This window comes from Winkia neuii subsp. neuii DSM 8576 (genome assembly GCF_000420405.1).
Lineage (GTDB): Bacteria > Actinomycetota > Actinomycetes > Actinomycetales > Actinomycetaceae > Winkia > Winkia neuii.
Map to the genome: position 1 here is coordinate 1 of NZ_ATUW01000017.1, position 17,199 is coordinate 17,199.

Genomic DNA, 17,199 nt, shown 5'->3' on the forward strand with positions numbered 1-17,199 from the left:
TAAGCCCGGTTTGCTTGCCGGGGTCCGGGTAGTCGGGCTGTTATGGCAGGGTGGGTGCTCCCTGGCAGGGTGCGGGTTGCGGGTGGGGCCCCTCCGGGAGGGGCGGGCCGGCCCACAAACAACACAAGGATAGAGGGTATTTACTCAGAAGAAATAACCCATCTTTGGCCCCACACGATCCTGGGACACTATATAGACACCCGTGCAGGTGGCGAAATAAAGCCTACTCAGTCACGGTAACCAGGTGTGCGGACGAAAGACCGTGAACTCACCAGTCGTGAATGTTTACAATAGGCGGTGATGAGTTGGCAGAACATAAAGAACCACGTTCGCAAAGTATTCCGGCCGCAGGGACTTCAAGCACCCAGCGGGGTGAGCCTCCAGGAGGAGGAGTCGCAAATCCGCGCGGAGCAGGAGGAGATCGACTTTTTAAAACAGGAGGAGGCCCTCCTAACCGAACAATCGAAGGTAGTAATGCGGCTGGGGCACATGCTGCTTGCATGTGGAGCCAGCTCGTACCGAGTGAAGCTTTCGATGGCGCGCTTGGCTGCCGCCCTCGGAGTAAGGGAGCACCATGCTCAAGTTACTTTTGGCGAGATTAGCTCAACCGTATATGGACGCTTCAACTTTCGAACCGAGGTAGCTGAGCAACGTGCCTTTGGGACCAATGCAGCACAGCTAGACCGCCTGCGTGTCTTCGTGCAAAGGCTCAAACTCCACATGAGTGTCGAAGAGGCCAACCAGGCCCTCGACAAGATATCGGCGAACGGGCCCGAATATGGCACGGTTGCGAACATGCTTGCTTCGGGTATTTCCTGTGCCTGCTTCTGTTTTCTGAATAGAGGAGGCCTGATGGAGTGCATTCTGGCTGGTATCGCGGCCACTGCTGGGCAGGCTCTTCGTAAACAGATGATGATTCGCCATATGAATCACTTTGGAGTGTGGATGGCCTGTGGCGTTGTTGCCTCGACGGTTTACGTCGCCCTGGCAAGTCTATTTAATTTTTTGTTACCACACCTTGCTACAGCTAGCCAGATTGCGTCTTTGCCGGTTTGGTTTACAGGTACCGCGTCCGGATACCATGCTGGCATTGTCTCTGCGGTGCTTTTTCTGGTTCCCGGTTTTCCGCTCATAACTGCAATGCTCGATTTGGTGCGTACTGATCTGGCGGCAGGTATCAATCGCTCCGTCTACGTTCTGATGCTCGTGGTATCCGCTGGAGCCGCCGTTTGGCTTACCGCCCTCGCCTTCAACTGGGCGGTAGACCCGCCGGCTACCCCGCCGGTTTCCGGAGTATGGCTCTACCTTATTCGGATGGTTTGCTCCTTTGTTGCAGCATACGGGTTCGCAATGCTCTTCAATTGCACCCTCGAGGTGTCGTTCTGGGCCGCCCTAATTTGTGCGATCGTGAATCCGTTGCGTTTCTTCGGTGTAGACGAAGGCCTGCTGTGGCAGTTTGCCGTGGGCGTTGAGGCCTTTGCTATTGGGATGGGGGCGCACCTGGTATCGAGAATGACAAAGTACGCCTATTCTAGAGTCTCGCTTTCTGTACCCGCCGCAGTGCTAATGATTCCCGGGGTTCCACTTTATGCAGGCCTCACCCATATGAACCAGGGTAACTACACAGAAGCAATCTCTTCTGTGACAGAGGTGTGCATAGTGATCCTGGCTGTAGGTATAGGGCTCGCCTTGGCCCGGATGGTCACGGATCCAAACTGGCGCAAAGACGCCGAGCTGCGAAGGTTGCAGCCCGGCGCTGAAAATGCCAGCACCTACGTTATGCGCTAGCTACATTCCACCTAGGATTTGGGCTACCAGGATCTTACCGATCATAGCCATGGGGTAGATCATTGCGTAGCCCAAAGCCACACGTGGATCCATCCCGGTGCGGGAATTAGCAAAGCCCAAGATAGCCGGCTGAGTTTGGGCACCGCCCAAGAAACCAGCTAGTCGAGTGCCGCCCATCTTCCAACCCCAGCGCATGGAGGCGTACAGGCCGCCGCCTACCATGGTAGTTATTAGGGCCCCGAGCAGCAGGATCTTCCACCAATGGCCCCCGGTGAAGGCTCCTGCGATTTGCCCACCTGCGTTTGTGCCCGCTTGTGCCAGGAATATCAGTAGCCCGAGCTCAGATAGCACTTGGCAGGCAGTGTATGGCATTGCGGTGACGAATTTGCCAACTCTGCCTATCTTTCCCATGATCAGGCCAACCACTAGCGTGCCAGCTGCCGAACCAATTGAGAAGACTTCCCCTGTAGGAGTAAAAATTGGTAGCTCGCCCAGCAAAACTCCGGCAGCCATACCAAGTCCGAGGGCAATTGGATTGATGTCGGATAGGCCTCTTGTGGAATCGCCAAAGAATTTCGTCACCTCGCGCATGCGCGAGGTAGGGGCTACAACTCGGACCCTGTCACCTTGTTGCAGCACTAGGTTTGGCTCGCCGATCATGTCTACGTCGCCGCGGCGCACCCGCGAGACGGTGGCTGAAAAACGGCGAGGCATTTCTAACTCGTCCACTGTAAGACCCGCTAACTTAGGATCCGAAAGCGTGATGCGTCTGAAATCTAGATGTGAGCGGTCATCTATCAACGAGTGGGAAGAACCGTGCCCTAGCGAGGAGACAACCTTGTTCACCAAATCGACCGGGCCTACCACGGTAACTAGGTCATTCCTGTGTAGGGCATCGGAGCTGGCTGGTCGCATAACCGGGCCCAATTCTCCCCTGCGAATCCTAGAAAAGGTGATTTTTTCGCCGTACTTTTCGATAATGTCCCCGACTAGAGGCTGATCGTCGCGCTCTACCCGAATGGTGCGGTTAGCTACTGGGGAAGGGATGTCCTTATCTGTTTTCCTATAGGCTAGCGCTGCCCCGGAGCAGGCAAGCATGCCCACCACACCGAATATGTACGCAATGGAGTAGCCGATGGTGGCTAAGGCCTCGTTGCCAGAAGATACCCCCGCTGCCGAGAGAGCGGGGGTGTTAGTGAGAGCCCCGGCAAACGTACCCGCAACTAGGGCGATATCCATGCCGAAGATATGTACACCCACCAGATAGGCCGTAGTGCCAGCAAGCCCAATTACCACGAGGTATGTGAGGATGGGGCCCAAAGACTTCTTCAGCCCGGCAAAGAAGTTAGGGCCGGAGTTGATTCCGATCGCGAAGGCGAACAGGGCTAGGCCAAATATACCCAGTAGGTGGTCCACCTTTAGTTCCACCCCGTAGGCGTTAGCCCATGCGGACAGGCCGATTGCCACAAAGAGCACGGCAGCCGCTCCGAGCCCGATTCCTTTTATTTTTACGTGGCCGAATGTCATTCCGACCCCAACGAGGATAAACAGCAAGAGCACGCCATTGCCGGCGAGATACTGAAATACTGTTGCCACGAAACCTTACCTTTCCGAAACTGTCTCTTCCCTCACTATCTCATCAAAGAGTCCGATTGTGCTTATCCGATGGTCCTACCAGCTACTTTGCTGGAAATGGATGAAGAGGAGCACTTCGGTTGTTTGGGAAATATTCTTCGCAACTGAAGACACTTGGTGATCTTACTAGCGCTGCTGCCTTGCTACTGCGCAAATGCGCAGATAAATTTTATTACGCCTTGTGTATCAAATAATGACGGTAAGCATCCCATAAAGTGGAATATGTCTTAGGGTTGTGGCATGTCAAAGCGGATGAACCTAGCTGTTATACCTGGCGACGGGATTGGCCCTGAAGTAGTTGCAGAAGGGGTGCGGGTTTTGCGCGCCGCCATAGAAGGGCAAGAACTTGAGCTGAGCCTAACCTACTACGATCTTGGAGCCGCGCATTATCATGCCAGCGGCGAGGTACTCAATGACGATACACTCGCGCAAATTCGGGCTAGCGACGCTATATTTCTGGGGGCGGTGGGTGACCCTAGCGTGCCCGCCGGTCTGCTCGAACGCGGTCTACTTTTGAAATTGCGATTCGCCCTCGACCACAGTGTGAATATTCGACCAGCCCGTACTTACCCCGGTGTGAAGAATCCGCTTTCCAAAGCGAAGGACGCTGACTTTGTGGTGGTACGCGAAGGTACAGAAGGACTCTATTGTGGCAACGGCGGCACGCTGCGAAAGGGCACTGGGCAGGAGATTGCCACAGAAACGTCAGTTAATACGGCCTTTGGCGTTGAGCGCGTGGTGCAATATGCCTTCGCAAAAGCTGCACAGAGGAGGAAAAAATTGACGCTCGTGCACAAGCGGAACGTGCTGGTGCATGCAGGGGGGCTCTGGAGCAGAATTGTAGAGGAGGTAGGGTGCGACTATCCGCAGGTGCAGGTCGACTACTGCCACATAGATGCCGCGACCATCTACCTGGTTACCGCTCCAGAAAGGTTCGACGTAATCTGTACGGACAACCTGTTTGGAGATATCCTCACAGACGAGGCCGGAGCAATCACAGGTGGTATTGGGCTGGCGGCTTCAGGCAATATCAACGTTGAGGGAACGGCCCCCTCAATGTTTGAGCCCGTACACGGATCGGCTCCAGATATAGCAGGCAGGCAACTAGCTGATCCTAGAGCAGCAATACTTTCCACTGCTATGCTGCTGGAAAACCAAGGTTTTCTAGGGCTGGCTGCTACGGTACGGGTGGCCGTGGAGAAAGATTTGCAGGAAGGTACCCCAGGAAGGACTACCGCGCAAATAGGGGAGGCGGTAGCGAATCTAGTTCGCCAAGCGAGCCGAAAATAAAACTGAGTTAAATCGTTTTAGTGTAAAAGGAAAATAAAGAACGGAATACGAATGAGCGCCTATACTCCCACAGAATTGGAACTTGAAGCATCTAAAGAACTGCCTCCTGCAGATCAACTAGCCGGCAGATTTCCTATAGCGCACCCCGCTAAAAGGGCGAGTGACGCCGAATATGAGCGCATTATGTCAACGCTTGCTTTTGGGCGCGACTTCACAGATTACATGGCCGTTGCAGACTGGAATCGTGAGGTCGGCTGGCACAATTTGCGATTAGAACCATTCGGTCCCATAACTCTTTCTCCGGCGGCAGCCGTGTTGCACTACGGGCAAGAAATCTTTGAAGGGCTCAAAGCCTACCGGCACGTCGATGGATCAATTACTAGTTTCCGTCCTCGCTACAATGCTGCCCGCCTGAACGCTTCCGCTAGGCGCCTGGCATTGCCTGAATTGGACGAGGAAGTATTCATGTCCGCTGTAGTGGATCTGGTTCGGGCGGACCGGCGTTGGGTACCCGCTGAGCAGGGCACCTCGCTGTATCTACGCCCCTTCATGATTGCTACAGAAGCATTTTTGGGCGTGCACTCGGCAGGGCAAGTTTCCTTTTACCTCATTGCTTCTCCTTCGGGAAGCTACTTCAAAGGTGCGGATAAAGGCGTGCGCATCTGGGTGGACAAAAAGTACCACCGTGCCGGCCCCGGGGGAACGGGGATGGCCAAATGCGGCGGAAACTATGCGGCCTCTTTGCTACCCCAAAACCTGGCCGCAGAAAAAGGCTACGCTCAAGTGTGCTTTCTAGATACAACCCAGACTTACCTAGAAGAGCTCGGGGGAATGAACGTGTTTGTGGTACGCAAAGACGGTTCGGTAATTACCCCTAGGCTCACTGGCGTTATTTTGGAGGGCAATACCCGATCCGCTATATGCCAGATTTTGCGCGACGAAGGCGTTGGTGTAAAAGAGCAGGATATTGCTCTCACGGATCTGCTTGCCGACATAGACTCTGGCGCAGTCACCGAGATATTCGCCTGCGGCACCGCGGCGGTGATTACCCCTATTACGGGCCTGGGCAGCGACGATTTCCAGGTCGAACTACCCATAGGGGAGCAAACTGAACGGTTAGCATCGAAACTGACCGACATTCAGAATGGGGTCGTGGCAGACCCCTACGGATGGACCTACAAGATTTGCGACTAAAGGAAACAATGAGCAAGATCAAGACAACTCACGTAGGCTCGCTCCCGCGCACCCCGCAACTGTTAGCGGCGAATAAACGGCGCTCGCAGGGCACAATTTCTGACGAAGAATTTTCGGCTATCCTGACGGAGTCTGTAAAGCAGGTAGTAGCTAGGCAGAAGCAGATTGGTATCGACATTGTAAACGAGGGCGAATACGGCCATATCACCTCCGGTGCGGTAGACTACGGGGCCTGGTGGAACTATTCGTTCTCGCGCCTGGGTGGGCTAACGATGACAGACGAAGACAGATGGGCTGCAGCGGAGGTGGTGCGTTCTACACCTGGAAACATAAAGCTCACCTCGTTTCCTGACCGCCGCGATCGCGCGAGGTTCAAGCAGGCCTACGAGGATCCCGACTCGGGGATTTTGGGAGGCCGGGCGGCGGTAGGCAACCCGAAGATCACAGGCGAGATCACCTATATTGGGGCTTCGCAGGTAGGTGCAGATATTGATCTGCTAGCCGGAGCAATGAAGCAGAACGATCTTGCCGAGGGATTTATAGCAGCTCTCTCGCCCGGATCGGCTGCACGTATAAAGAACGAGTACTACGCGAGCGACGCTGACGTTGTGCGCGCTTGCGCGCAGGCCATGGCACACGAGTACAAAGCTATAACTGACGCCGGGTTTACAGTGCAGCTGGATGCCCCAGATTTGGCTGAGTCCTGGGACCAGATCAATCCGGAACCTTCCATTAGCGATTACCAAAAGTGGTTGCAGATTAGAATTGACGCATTAAATGAGGCTTTGGTGGGCATAGATCCTGCCAAGGTGCGTCTGCACATTTGCTGGGGATCTTGGCATGGCCCGCACACCACAGACATTCCGTTTGAGGCGATTATTGAACAGTGCCTGCAGGTCAATGCCGGCGAGTTCAGCTTTGAAGGATCCTCCCCTCGGCACGCGCACGAGTGGAAGATTTGGAAGAAGTACCCGTTGCCGGCGGGCCGAAAGATCGTTCCAGGCGTAGTTTGCCACTCTACCAACGTGGTTGAGCACCCCGAACTCGTAGCTGACCGCATCGTCCGTTTTGCCGAGGTCGTGGGCCCCGAGAACGTAATTGCCTCGACCGACTGCGGGCTCGGAGGCAGAGTTCACGAGCAGATTGCCTGGGCAAAGCTCGAGGCGCTCACTGCTGGGGCCGCACTAGCTAGCAAGCGGCTCTTCTAAGGGAGTGACGCCCTCTTTTATAAGGCCGAATATGTAAGAATCCGTCAGGGCTTCCCACGAGGCCTCGATCATGTTGGTGCCAACGCCAACTGTGGTCCAGGTGCCCGTGGGGCCCGCGGCTTCCAGTAGCACCCGAACGGTGGAATCAGAGCCGTGGTCCTCGTCTAGTATGCGCACTTTAAAGTCGATTAGTCTGAACTTTTTCACCGCAGGGTAGAGCTTTGACAGAGCCGACACGAAGGCGTGATCCAGGGCGTTTACTGGGCCGTTTCCTGCGCGAGTACGGCAGACGCGTTTGCCTGCCGCTACAAGTTCTACAGTGGCCTCTGCCGAAGAATCGGTGGGTTCGGCGGACACTGTCCGCCCCTTTACTAGGCTGCGCCAAGTCTCTACTTTGAAATAGCTCGGCAACATCTGATTGATTTGCCGGGTCAGCAGCTCGAATGAAGCATCTGCCCCGTCGTAGCTGTAGCCGGCTGCCTCCCGCTTTTTTACCGTCGTGGTGATTTCGGCTAACAGTGAGGGCGAAAGGGCGGTAAGGCCGAGTTCTGCCGCTTTCATTTCGACAAGGGCTCTGCCGGACATTTCTGAAACCAACATTCGCCTGCAGTTGCCCACTTCTGAGGGGCTAATGTGCTGGTAAAGTGCCGAGTCACGCTTTATGGCGGAGGCATGTAGGCCCCCTTTGTGCGCGAATGCGGAGGATCCCACATAGGGGTCGCGGGCAAATGGCGAGATATTAGTGATCTCGGAAATCTGGTGTGACAGGTGGGTGAGTTCGCTCAGCTTTTGTGGATCCGGCAGAACCTTTAGGCCTAACTTCAATTCTAGATTTGCCACCGTGGTGAACAAGTTGGAGTTTCCGGTGCGTTCACCGTAGCCGTTGGCCGTAACTTGCACCTGGCGGGCCCCGGCCTGCACAGCTAGTATCGCGTTGGCGTTCGCGCACCCAGAATCGTTGTGGGCATGAATTCCCACGCAGGTACCGAAAGAGCGCACCAGCCGGGCGATGCCAGCGTATACACCGTCTGGAAGCGTTCCGCCATTGGTATCACAGGCAATGACGGTGTGGGCTCCGGCCTGCAGAGCGGTATCCGCCACTCGCAGAGCATGTTCGGAGCGAGCTAGGCCGTCAAAGAAATGTTCTAGATCTACCATCACAGTTTTGCCGCAAGAGACCAGGTACGAAACGGTGTCGGCTACCATCTGCAGATTCTGCTCTTCGGTGCAACGCAGGGCCTTCGCCACGTGCAGCGCGTCTGCTTTGGCGACCAGGGTGACAAAGGGGGCACAGGTGTTTGCCAGCGCCAGAACCTGACTGTCCTGGGAGGGAACGCCCTCGGGCTTTACCGTGGAACCAAAAGCTACCAATTTCGCATTTTTTTAGCTTCAAAGAACCTGCTTGGGCGAAAAATTCGCTATCTTTTGGCCCTGCGCCGGGCCAACCGCCTTCGATATAGGTAACCCCGAAATCATCTAGAAGGCTTGTAAGTCGCAACTTATCGGGCACGGTTAGCGACATTCCCTCTTGCTGGGCGCCGTCGCGCAAGGTGGTGTCGTAAATGGCGATATTTGTGCGCTCCATAGGAACAAATCTATACGCAAACATTAAAAATGTGTCATTCGTGCATTGCTTTGCGTGAATTTGCGCAAATTAGTCTTCCGTTATTGACAACTCTCGGTTGGCAGTGTTCACCAAGTGGCCTGGGAGCGCCTATAAAGTTTTAGGTTCCTAAACTAGTGGAAAACTATTGGAAAAGGAGAGGAAATGGCGTATCCACTTCGTTCGCGAACCTCAACCCACGGGCGCAACATGGCAGGAGCCCGCTCGCTCTGGCGAGCAACCGGCATGACGGATGAGGATTTTGGAAAGCCGATTATTGCGATTGCCAATTCCTTCACCGAATTTGTTCCAGGTCATGTTCATCTGAAAGAAATGGGAGCGCTGGTCGCAAAATCTATAGCCGAGGCCGGAGGGGTTGCGAAAGAATTTAACACGATCGCAATTGACGATGGCATTGCCATGGGGCATACGGGCATGCTCTATTCGTTGCCCTCGCGCGAGCTAATTGCTGATTCTGTCGAATATATGGTCAATGCGCACTGCGCCGATGCGTTAGTATGTATTTCTAATTGCGACAAAATCACTCCGGGAATGCTGCTGGCAGCAATGCGTCTAAACATTCCCACAATATTTGTTTCTGGTGGTCCGATGGAGGCAGGCAAAAACATTCCTGCCGAAGCCATAGTGGGAACTACGCATACCAACAAGGGCAGCCTGATCACAGTTATGGCGGCTACCGCTGACGACCGCTTGGACAACGCCACGTTGCAGCAGGTCGAGAAATTGGCCTGTCCTACCTGCGGGTCCTGCTCTGGCATGTTTACCGCCAATTCGATGAATTGTTTGACTGAAGCGCTGGGGCTGTCCCTTCCTGGCAATGGTTCTACTTTGGCTACTCACGCATTCCGCAGGGGGTTGTTCCAAGAGGCGGGAAAGCTGGTTGTTGAGCTCGCTAAACGCTATTACCAGCAGGAGGATGAATCTGTTCTGCCGCGCCAAATAGCTAGCCGGGAGGCTTTCCTGAATGCGATGAGCATGGATATGGCAATGGGCGGATCTTCAAATACTGTCTTGCACCTACTAGCTGTTGCCCAGGAGGCGGGGACGAACTTTACGTTGGAAGATATTGCCCGCCTTGGGTCTACTGTGCCATGTTTGGCCAAGGTTGCTCCAAACCACGTCGATTACCATATGGAGGACGTCCACCGGGCTGGGGGCGTGCCTGCCATTTTGGGTGAGCTCGAGCGCGCCGGTCTTTTGCACCACGATGTACACAGCGTGCACAGCCCCGATCTGGATTCGTGGTTGGCTAAGTGGGATATTCGTAACCCCCACGCCAGCACGGAAGCTAAACGCCTGTTTTCTGCAGCACCCGGTGGGGTGCGCACCACCGTCCCTTTCTCTACCACTAACCAGTGGTCCGAGCTGGATACCGACGCCGAAAATGGCTGCATCAGATCCGTATCACACGCCTACACAAAAAATGGTGGGCTCACAGTGTTGAAGGGGAATTTAGCCCCCGAGGGCGCAATCGTCAAGGCCGCGGGCATAGATCCAGAGCTTTTCCATTTTGAGGGCGAGGCCATAGTGATGGAGTCCCAAGAAGAAGCCATCCAGAAGATCTTGGACAAGACCGTCCGCGCTGGGCACGTGGTAGTTATTCGCTACGAGGGCCCTGCAGGAGGGCCGGGAATGCAGGAAATGCTATATCCGACCTCGTTCTTAAAAGGCAGGGGTTTGGGAAAGAAATGTGCACTCATTACCGACGGCCGTTTTTCCGGGGGAACTTCGGGGATATCGATTGGCCACATTTCGCCTGAAGCTGCCGATGGAGGACTTATAGGGCTGATCGAGGACGGCGACAAGATCATTATCGACGTCAACCGTGAGGAGCTCACTTTGGATGTGCCTGCCGCCGAGTTGGAGCGTAGACGTGGGGCGATGGAAAAACGCTCCCACCCGTGGACGCCTCTAAACCGCGACCGCAAGGTGTCGGCGGCACTTCAGCTCTATGCAGCAACCGCCAGATCGGCCTCGCTTGGGGCGAGCAGAGATGTCTCACGCGTAGTGGGAAGGCAGCGGGCTTAGTTGTAGTGGCGGGCTCCGAAGATAGCGGTGCCAACCCGGACTCGGGTGGCGCCGTGGGCAATTGCCAGTTCCATGTCTTGGGTCATCCCCATAGAAAGGTCACTAGCTCCTTCGGTGCCCGCCTGCCCCGATGCGATAACCTCGTCACGAATCTGCCTCAATGCTTCGAAGGATTCAACCACTTTTGCTTCTTCGCTGGTGTGAGCTCCGATAGTCATAAAACCGCGCAGATTCAGCCCCGGGGCAGCTGCGGCAGCATAGGCCAGATCTGCCGCCTGCTCCTTAGAGCAGCCCGACTTAGTGTCCTCGCCCGAGGTATTTACCTGCACCCAGACGTCTAACCCGGAGGGGAACCGATCTGCAAAACGTCCTCCTGGGCGCACACGTTCCGATAGTTTGTTGACGAGTTTTTCGCGGTCGATAGTTTCGATTCCAGTTACGCAACCAAGCGCATTGTTGATCTTGTTCGACTGCAAATTGCCGATCATATTTACTTTCGCGTCTATTACTGTTGCTGCAATTGCCTCGGCGGTTGCCTGAGCCTCCTGTACTTTGTTTTGCCCGAGTAACACGGGCAAAGATAACTCGTGGAGAGCCACCACGGCCCCAGCGCAGGTAGCGGGAGATTGAGTCTTTATGGCCAGTTCCAGATCGACGTCGGAGCCCGCTCGGCCCGCTGCCTCGGCAGCTGCATCTATGCGCTCGCGTACTTTTGCAATAGATTTTTTCAGATCTTCCACGGTTAGCTTTGTCTCAGACATACTTCAATCATACTTACTCGGCACTTACGGAAACAGTGTGCACAATCGCAGTGGGAGAACCCTCGCGTGACGCCTGGTCGGAAGCATCCAGATCCGCCACGGCCCAGATTCGCCAGGGCAGTTCGCCCTCGGGATCCAAAATAATCTGCTGGGCAAGCCACAGGCGCCCCTCTAATGCGCGGCCGGCAAGGGGGGAATCCAAATCCATCCCCAACTCAACTAGATCGGCCTCGGTAGGGGCAGAAATAACTTTGAACAGGGTGGCCGAACGGGCATCCTGATCTGTGGCTATCCAGTCGTACTCGGCGTAGTAACGGTCGAGGACGTTGTTCCACCTGTCGGCATCCCAACCTGGATCGCCGAGGGCCAGTAACCCGTCCACATCCTCGCGGGCCATCAGCTCAACCCTCCTGAAAAGGGCTTTCCTAACAGCAGTTGTGAAGGCGTGCTTGTTTGCACTAAAGGACACGTTGCCGTCTGCATCCGCCCCAAAAGCCAATTCTTTGCCCACCGTGTCGGGAATCTCTTTGCGCTCACTGGTGCCCATCATCTCCCACTCTGCCAACAGCGAGGAGTCGACGGCGCGCACTAGGTCGCCCAACCACGTGACAATTGCGTCAAATTCCTCGTTGCGCGCGCTTTGCGGGACAATCTGGTACAACGCTCGGTAAGCGTCGGTCAGGTAGCGCAACACCACGCCCTCGGAACGAGCCAAGTCGTAGCGCGAAATCAACGCGGAAAAAGTATAGGCGTTTTCAACCATTTGCCGTACCACCGACTTGGGGGAAGGCTCGTTTCCTGCCACCCAGGGGTTCGTCTGCCTGAAAGTAGAAAAAGCCCCCTCCAGTAGCTCAGCTAGTGGGCGCGGCCAAGTGATCTGATCTAGGGCCTCCATCCGCTCGTCGTATTCGAGCCCTTCAGCTTTCATAGCTGCCATCGCCTGATCTCGGGCTACCTTGCGTTGGGCGTAAAGCAGAGGACGCGGATCTTCCAAAATCGATTCCACTACTGACACAACGTCCAATGCGTAGGTGTCCGAATCCGGATCTAGCAATTCCACCGCCGCCAAGGCGAACGGCGAAAGCGTTTGATTTAAAGCGAAAGAATCGGGCAATTCGCGAGTTAGCACCAATTTGCCGTCTTTCCACTCGACTACTTCTGCGGTGCGTAGAGAAGAATAAATCTGTCCGAGTGTGCGCAAATGGGGGTTGCGCTCGCGGGGCTTATCGTGGTTGTTCCTGGCTAGCCAGACGAGATGCTTGGCTGCATCTCGGCCGCCGGAAAGAACATTTAGGACCAGGGAATGAGTCATGGAAAATTGCGAGGTCAACGCCTCGGGTTGAGCTTCACGCAACCTGTCAAAAGTTCCCTCAGACCAGGATACGAAGCCCTCGGGTGCTTGTTTTAGCTTTGCCCGCCCGCCAGACTTTTTCCCGTTCACAACAGCGCCGGCGCGAGCCTTGATCTTGGCATTTTCTATTTCGTGTGCTGGCGCTTGCACTTCGACAAAGCCAATGGTATCGAATCCTGCGCGTCCAGCCCTACCCGCAATCTGGTGGAATTCGCGTGCCGAAAGATGCCGCGAGCGCCGGCCATCGAATTTAGTGAGTGACGTTAGTACTACGGTACGGATGGGTACGTTGATGCCGACTCCGAGGGTGTCGGTGCCGCAGATTGCCACCAGGAGTCCGTCTTGGGTGAGTTTTTCAACTAGGCGACGGTAGCGGGGAAGCATTCCCGCGTGGTGTACGCCGATTCCTGCGCGCAGAAGGGCCTTTAGGGTTTTGCCGAACCCTCCGCCGAAGGAAAAGCCCTTGATTGCCTGGGCTACTTTGTCGCGTTGTTCGCGCGAAACTTTTGAGGTGGCAGCGAGGGCGGTAGCCCGTTCTACGGCATCGCGTTGGGCAAAGTGTACTAGGTAGATTGGCCAGCGCCCTTGCTTCATAAGGCGGTCTACGAGGTCGGAGGTCTCGTCGTAGGTGTAGTTGAATTCGAGTGGGACTGGGCGGGCAGCGTTGTCGATTACGGCGACGGAGCGGCAGGTGCGCGCGGTTAGGTCTTTTTTGAAGAAATCGATGTTCCCTAAGGTTGCGGACATGAGTACCATTTGGGTTTTGGTCATCTCGAGTAGCGGTATCTGCCAGGCCCAGCCACGTTGATGATCGCCGTAGAAATGGAATTCGTCCATTATCGCAATGCCGCAGTCGATTGTCGCTCCGTCGGCGAGTGCCTGATTCGCCAGGATTTCGGCTGTGCAGGAGATGATCGGTGCCTCTGGGTTTAGCGATACGTCCCCGGTGATCATGCCGACATTGTCTGTGCCAAAAAGTGCGGCTAGGTCGAAAAATTTTTCCGAGACAAGTGCTTTTAGGGGCGCTGTGTAGTAGCTGCGCTGCCCACGCGAGAGGGCGACCAGGTGGCCGGCAAGGGCGATCATTGATTTGCCTGACCCGGTAGGGGTGGCGGCGATTACGTGTTCGTCAGCTGCAATTGCTAGGGCGGCGTCGAGTTGGTGGGGGTAGAGTTCGCGCCCGCCTTTTTTAGCCCAAGCGGCGAACGCCTCGATCACGGCGGTAGGGTCGGATATTTTTCCGGCGTCTTCTAAATCGTCTAGAAGGAGGTTGAGTGCTGGTTCTTGAGCCATAGTGTTACTGCCCCCGGTATTCGTGGGCAAGGACCTCCTTGATGAGTTCGCTGTGTTCGGGAATGAGGGTGGTTAGCAGTAGCTCGAAGAACTTCAAAGTATTGACCTTTGTGCAGATCAACCCATTTTGTTCCAGTGCGGGGAAGCGCTTTTTTCTGGCTACCTGGGAACGCCCTCGGCAGATTCCGTCCAAACATATTTGGACGTTGGCGCTTTCTGTTTGCACTAGGGAATCGTCGATTAGTTTGGCTATTGCGAGCACGTCGCAAAGTTCTGCGCCTAGAGCTTTCTGACTTTCCCAGTAAAAGTCGGCGTATTGCCGTGTTATCTGGTACAAGAAGTTGGCGTTTTTGTGGTCTTTGAGCCGGCGTAACAGTTCACGGGTGCCGGCCGTGAGGAAGGCTTGGGCTGTGGCATCTAGACCAACTAGGGTTACTTTTTTAAAACCGGCCCTCATTACTATGTCGGCTGCCTCTGGGTCAAACCAGAAGTTGAATTCTGCCGAGGGCGTTACGTTACCCGGCCCCTCGGCGCCGCCCATGATTAGCACTTCAGGTACGCGTTCTACCAGGGTAGGATCCAGTTTTAGGGCTTTTGCAATATTTGTTAGTGGGCCAATGGGAACGAGCGTTATTTCGCCTGGATGCGCCCGGGTGTGTTCGACGATGAAGCGTGGGGCATCCGTGCCTGCAACTTTTTTGCCGGCTGGGTCTAGCGGGAAGTATCCGGTGCCAGAATCGCCGTGAGTGTCGTCTGCGTATTGGGTGGCGGGCCCGGCAAGGGGGGTGGCAGAGCCTTGGTGTACAGGGATCTGGCTAGCGTTTGCGAAGTTTAGGATTCCGAGGGCGTTCGCGGTGGTTTTCGAGAGCGGCACGTTGCCCCCGACAGTGGTCAGTGCGTCAACGCAAACTTTGGGGTGTAGGCAAGCTAGCAGGATCGCGATTGAGTCGTCGATTCCGGGATCAGTGTCAATAATTACGTGGCGCATGACCTTATCCTTTCTGTTTCCTCCTCAGTCTAGCGCCGCTATGGGGGCGGCTTCTGCCGCAATGTGGCCGGTTCGGAAGCAGACGCGAAAATCTGCAAAGATAGGTGGAGTATTTCCCGCTTTGGAGGTTTCGATGGAGTCGCTTGCCCAGGCTATTTTGACAGTTGCAGATTGGATTACCCTGCACATAACCATGTGGGTGCTTTTAGGGGTAGGTATTTTCTTGACTGTCATTTCCAGGGGAATGCAGTTTAGGCATTTGGGCAAGATGTTCAGGACGGTGCTCAATTCCCGTTCTGATGCCAAGGGTGGGATTTCTTCGTTTCAGGCCTTTACAATTTCGCTTGCCGCCAGGGTGGGGGTAGGCAATGTGTTCGGGGTGGCCGCAGCTTTGTTGATGGGCGGGCCCGGGGCAGTGTTTTGGATGTGGGTTGTAGCTTTGGTGGGAATGGCCACCTCGTTTTTTGAGTCTACGCTAGCTCAGCTCTATAAGGTTCGCGGGGCCGACGGCACTTTTAGAGGCGGGCCCGCCTACTACATGTGGAAGGGCGTGGGGTCTAAGGTCTATGGTTCGGTTTTTGCGATCATTGCTATTGTCACCTGTGGGGTTGTGATTACCTCGGTGCAGTCGAACGCTATTGCTTCTACGATCTTGTGGACTATCCCGCAGGCTAACAAGTGGATTATTGCGGCGCTGATTTTTGCTTTTGCAGGGCCGATTATCTTGGGAGGGATTCGCTCCGTCGCGCGCGTGACTGAATGGATGGCTCCTATTATGGCTACGGTTTATGTCATTATCGCCTTCGTGATTTGCCTGCTAAACCTGCCCCAAATCCCGGCTCTAATAGGCCAGATCGTGCAGTCGGCTTTCAGCGGTGCTGCCCTGGGGGGCGGGGTAGGGGGCGGTCTGATGGCCGCTATTATCAACGGTACTAAGCGCGGTTTGTTCTCGAACGAGGCCGGTCAGGGAACTGCCCCGAATGCGGCTGCTACCGCGACGGTATCCCACCCGGTAAAGCAGGGTTTCATTCAGGCCCTAGGGGTGTTTGTGGACACGATTATCGTGTGTTCGGCAACCGCTTTCATTATTCTTTTGGCCGGCCCTAAGGTGTGGGGGAAAGAGGGCGTAGATCCTTCGAACCTTACGGCCTACGCGGTGGCAGATCAGATTGGGCAGTGGGCAATGGTGCCTATGGCGTTGATGATCTTTGTACTGGCGTTTTCGTCGGTCATTGCCGCCTACGTTTATTCGGAAGTGAACATGTCCTTTGTTACTAATGCCAAGTGGGCGCGCGTGCTCGTTCGCGTTGTTTGCGTTGCGTCTGCTTGCATGGGGGCGGTGGTTTCACTGCCGTTGCTGTGGAATTCGGTAGATATTGCCATGGCGATCATGACCGTGACTAACCTGGTGGCGATTGCGTTGCTGTGGAAGTGGGTTGCAGGAGCCTTGAAAGATTACGAAGTTCAGATTGGGGCCGGAGTGGATCCTCAATTTGTTGCCACCGACAACAAATTCCTTCCGGGGCGCCTGCCATCTGATGTGTGGGATCGCCGCTAGGGGCCAGCGCATTCGCAGCCTGTACTCCCGCCGCCAGTTTGCTTTGGCCATCCCAACAGTTACTACGTGCAAATACGCTAGCTAGTTCGATTGGGTGGGGGTCAATAGGCTATTAGTGCTGATAGGGTGAATATTGCTCCAAGCTCATAAAATAAGAAAAAGCTCACCCCAACAGTCACATCCTTAGAAAACTCATACTCCACCATGTCAAAGGTGCTAATCATCTCAAATGGAAAAATAAGAAACGCGAGCACTAACACAACAGGAATAAAGACCAGCGCTAACAGGTGACCGGTATAAATAACCCGCGCCGCTAGCACCAGCCCGGCGCAACAAGCAAAAACCACGTACGGCTTCATACTACTGCCCGTACTTCTTGCCATCCAATGGTAAAAGACCACTGCCAGAACCACCATTGTAAGGCCTGCTCCTACTGGCCAGGGGCTACCAAACATAGACGAATCGGCCGCAAGCTCTACAG

At 55.0% G+C, this 17,199-nt stretch carries 12 protein-coding genes and 1 pseudogene; 6 read left to right on the plus strand and 7 right to left on the minus strand.

Annotated features, from left to right (window positions below; translation table 11 throughout):
- Positions 1-300 precede the first annotated feature (300 nt).
- Positions 301-1,788 carry a threonine/serine exporter family protein gene (locus G437_RS0109985; protein WP_024332409.1) on the plus strand — a complete coding sequence of 496 codons (1,488 nt, stop codon included), beginning with the start codon at positions 301-303 and terminating at the stop codon, positions 1,786-1,788.
- Here G437_RS0109985 and G437_RS0109990 read toward each other — a convergent pair whose 3' ends face one another.
- Positions 1,789-3,384, minus strand: coding sequence for an aspartate:alanine exchanger family transporter (locus tag G437_RS0109990; protein ID WP_024332410.1), 1,596 nt, complete (start codon positions 3,382-3,384; stop codon positions 1,789-1,791).
- Between the two features lie 279 nt (positions 3,385-3,663).
- Between G437_RS0109990 and G437_RS0109995 the strand changes: the two genes are divergently transcribed.
- From G437_RS0109995 to G437_RS0110005, 3 genes are read left to right on the plus strand one after another with little or no spacing between them, the layout of a single operon-like run.
- Complete coding sequence (locus tag G437_RS0109995) at positions 3,664-4,713, plus strand: 3-isopropylmalate dehydrogenase (protein ID WP_024332411.1); 1,050 nt, start codon at positions 3,664-3,666, stop codon at positions 4,711-4,713.
- 45 nt (positions 4,714-4,758) lie between these two features.
- Positions 4,759-5,907: a branched-chain amino acid aminotransferase gene (locus tag G437_RS0110000; RefSeq protein ID WP_024332412.1), complete on the plus strand. Its 1,149-nt coding sequence runs from the start codon at positions 4,759-4,761 to the stop codon at positions 5,905-5,907.
- Between the two features lie 8 nt (positions 5,908-5,915).
- A complete protein-coding gene (locus G437_RS0110005; protein ID WP_024332413.1) occupies positions 5,916-7,115 on the plus strand; it encodes a cobalamin-independent methionine synthase II family protein in 1,200 nt (399 codons plus the stop codon).
- Here G437_RS0110005 and cimA read toward each other — a convergent pair.
- Entirely contained in the window at positions 7,092-8,486 is a 1,395-nt protein-coding gene (cimA, locus tag G437_RS10715; protein ID WP_341868986.1) for a citramalate synthase, read from the minus strand. The genes G437_RS0110005 and cimA overlap by 24 nt on opposite strands.
- A gap of 91 nt (positions 8,487-8,577) precedes the next feature.
- A pseudogene (locus tag G437_RS11630) lies at positions 8,578-8,724 on the minus strand (hypothetical protein); the annotation flags it as partial.
- A 159-nt stretch (positions 8,725-8,883) separates the two neighbouring features.
- On the opposite strand from G437_RS11630, the gene ilvD reads away from it, so the two are divergent.
- The gene (ilvD, locus tag G437_RS0110015) at positions 8,884-10,767 is read left to right on the plus strand and encodes a dihydroxy-acid dehydratase (protein ID WP_024332414.1); all 1,884 of its coding nucleotides are present in this window, start codon (positions 8,884-8,886) and stop codon (positions 10,765-10,767) included.
- Here ilvD and G437_RS0110020 read toward each other — a convergent pair.
- The 3 genes from G437_RS0110020 to G437_RS0110030 are packed head-to-tail and all read right to left on the minus strand — an operon-like array spanning position 10,764 to position 15,160.
- The gene (locus tag G437_RS0110020; protein ID WP_029769584.1) at positions 10,764-11,528 is read right to left on the minus strand and encodes a YggS family pyridoxal phosphate-dependent enzyme; all 765 of its coding nucleotides are present in this window, start codon (positions 11,526-11,528) and stop codon (positions 10,764-10,766) included. The genes ilvD and G437_RS0110020 overlap by 4 nt on opposite strands.
- Before the next feature lie 13 nt (positions 11,529-11,541).
- Positions 11,542-14,172 carry a DEAD/DEAH box helicase gene (locus G437_RS0110025; RefSeq protein WP_024332416.1) on the minus strand — a complete coding sequence of 877 codons (2,631 nt, stop codon included), beginning with the start codon at positions 14,170-14,172 and terminating at the stop codon, positions 11,542-11,544.
- A gap of 4 nt (positions 14,173-14,176) precedes the next feature.
- Complete coding sequence (locus tag G437_RS0110030; RefSeq protein WP_024332417.1) at positions 14,177-15,160, minus strand: nucleoside hydrolase; 984 nt, start codon at positions 15,158-15,160, stop codon at positions 14,177-14,179.
- Positions 15,161-15,293: 133 nt separating this feature from the next.
- On the opposite strand from G437_RS0110030, the gene G437_RS0110035 reads away from it, so the two are divergent.
- Positions 15,294-16,718 carry an alanine/glycine:cation symporter family protein gene (locus tag G437_RS0110035; protein WP_024332418.1) on the plus strand — a complete coding sequence of 475 codons (1,425 nt, stop codon included), beginning with the start codon at positions 15,294-15,296 and terminating at the stop codon, positions 16,716-16,718.
- 101 nt (positions 16,719-16,819) lie between these two features.
- Here the strand turns inward: G437_RS0110035 and G437_RS11450 are convergent.
- Positions 16,820-17,199 (minus strand): hypothetical protein (locus tag G437_RS11450; RefSeq protein WP_162138742.1); only part of this gene is annotated, 380 nt, incomplete at its 5' end.

Bases quoted from the DNA above. Each gene is read 5' to 3' on its own strand.
- G437_RS0109985 (WP_024332409.1), top strand. From the start codon at position 301: ATGAGTTGGCAGAACATAAAGAACCACGTTCGCAAAGTATTCCGGCCG.
- G437_RS0109995 (WP_024332411.1), top strand. From the start codon at position 3,664: ATGTCAAAGCGGATGAACCTAGCTGTTATACCTGGCGACGGGATTGGC.
- G437_RS0110005 (WP_024332413.1), top strand. From the start codon at position 5,916: ATGAGCAAGATCAAGACAACTCACGTAGGCTCGCTCCCGCGCACCCCG.
- ilvD (WP_024332414.1), top strand. From the start codon at position 8,884: ATGGCGTATCCACTTCGTTCGCGAACCTCAACCCACGGGCGCAACATG.
- G437_RS0110020 (WP_029769584.1), bottom strand. From the start codon at position 11,528: ATGTCTGAGACAAAGCTAACCGTGGAAGATCTGAAAAAATCTATTGCA.
- G437_RS0110025 (WP_024332416.1), bottom strand. From the start codon at position 14,172: ATGGCTCAAGAACCAGCACTCAACCTCCTTCTAGACGATTTAGAAGAC.
- G437_RS0110030 (WP_024332417.1), bottom strand. From the start codon at position 15,160: ATGCGCCACGTAATTATTGACACTGATCCCGGAATCGACGACTCAATC.
- G437_RS0110035 (WP_024332418.1), top strand. From the start codon at position 15,294: ATGGAGTCGCTTGCCCAGGCTATTTTGACAGTTGCAGATTGGATTACC.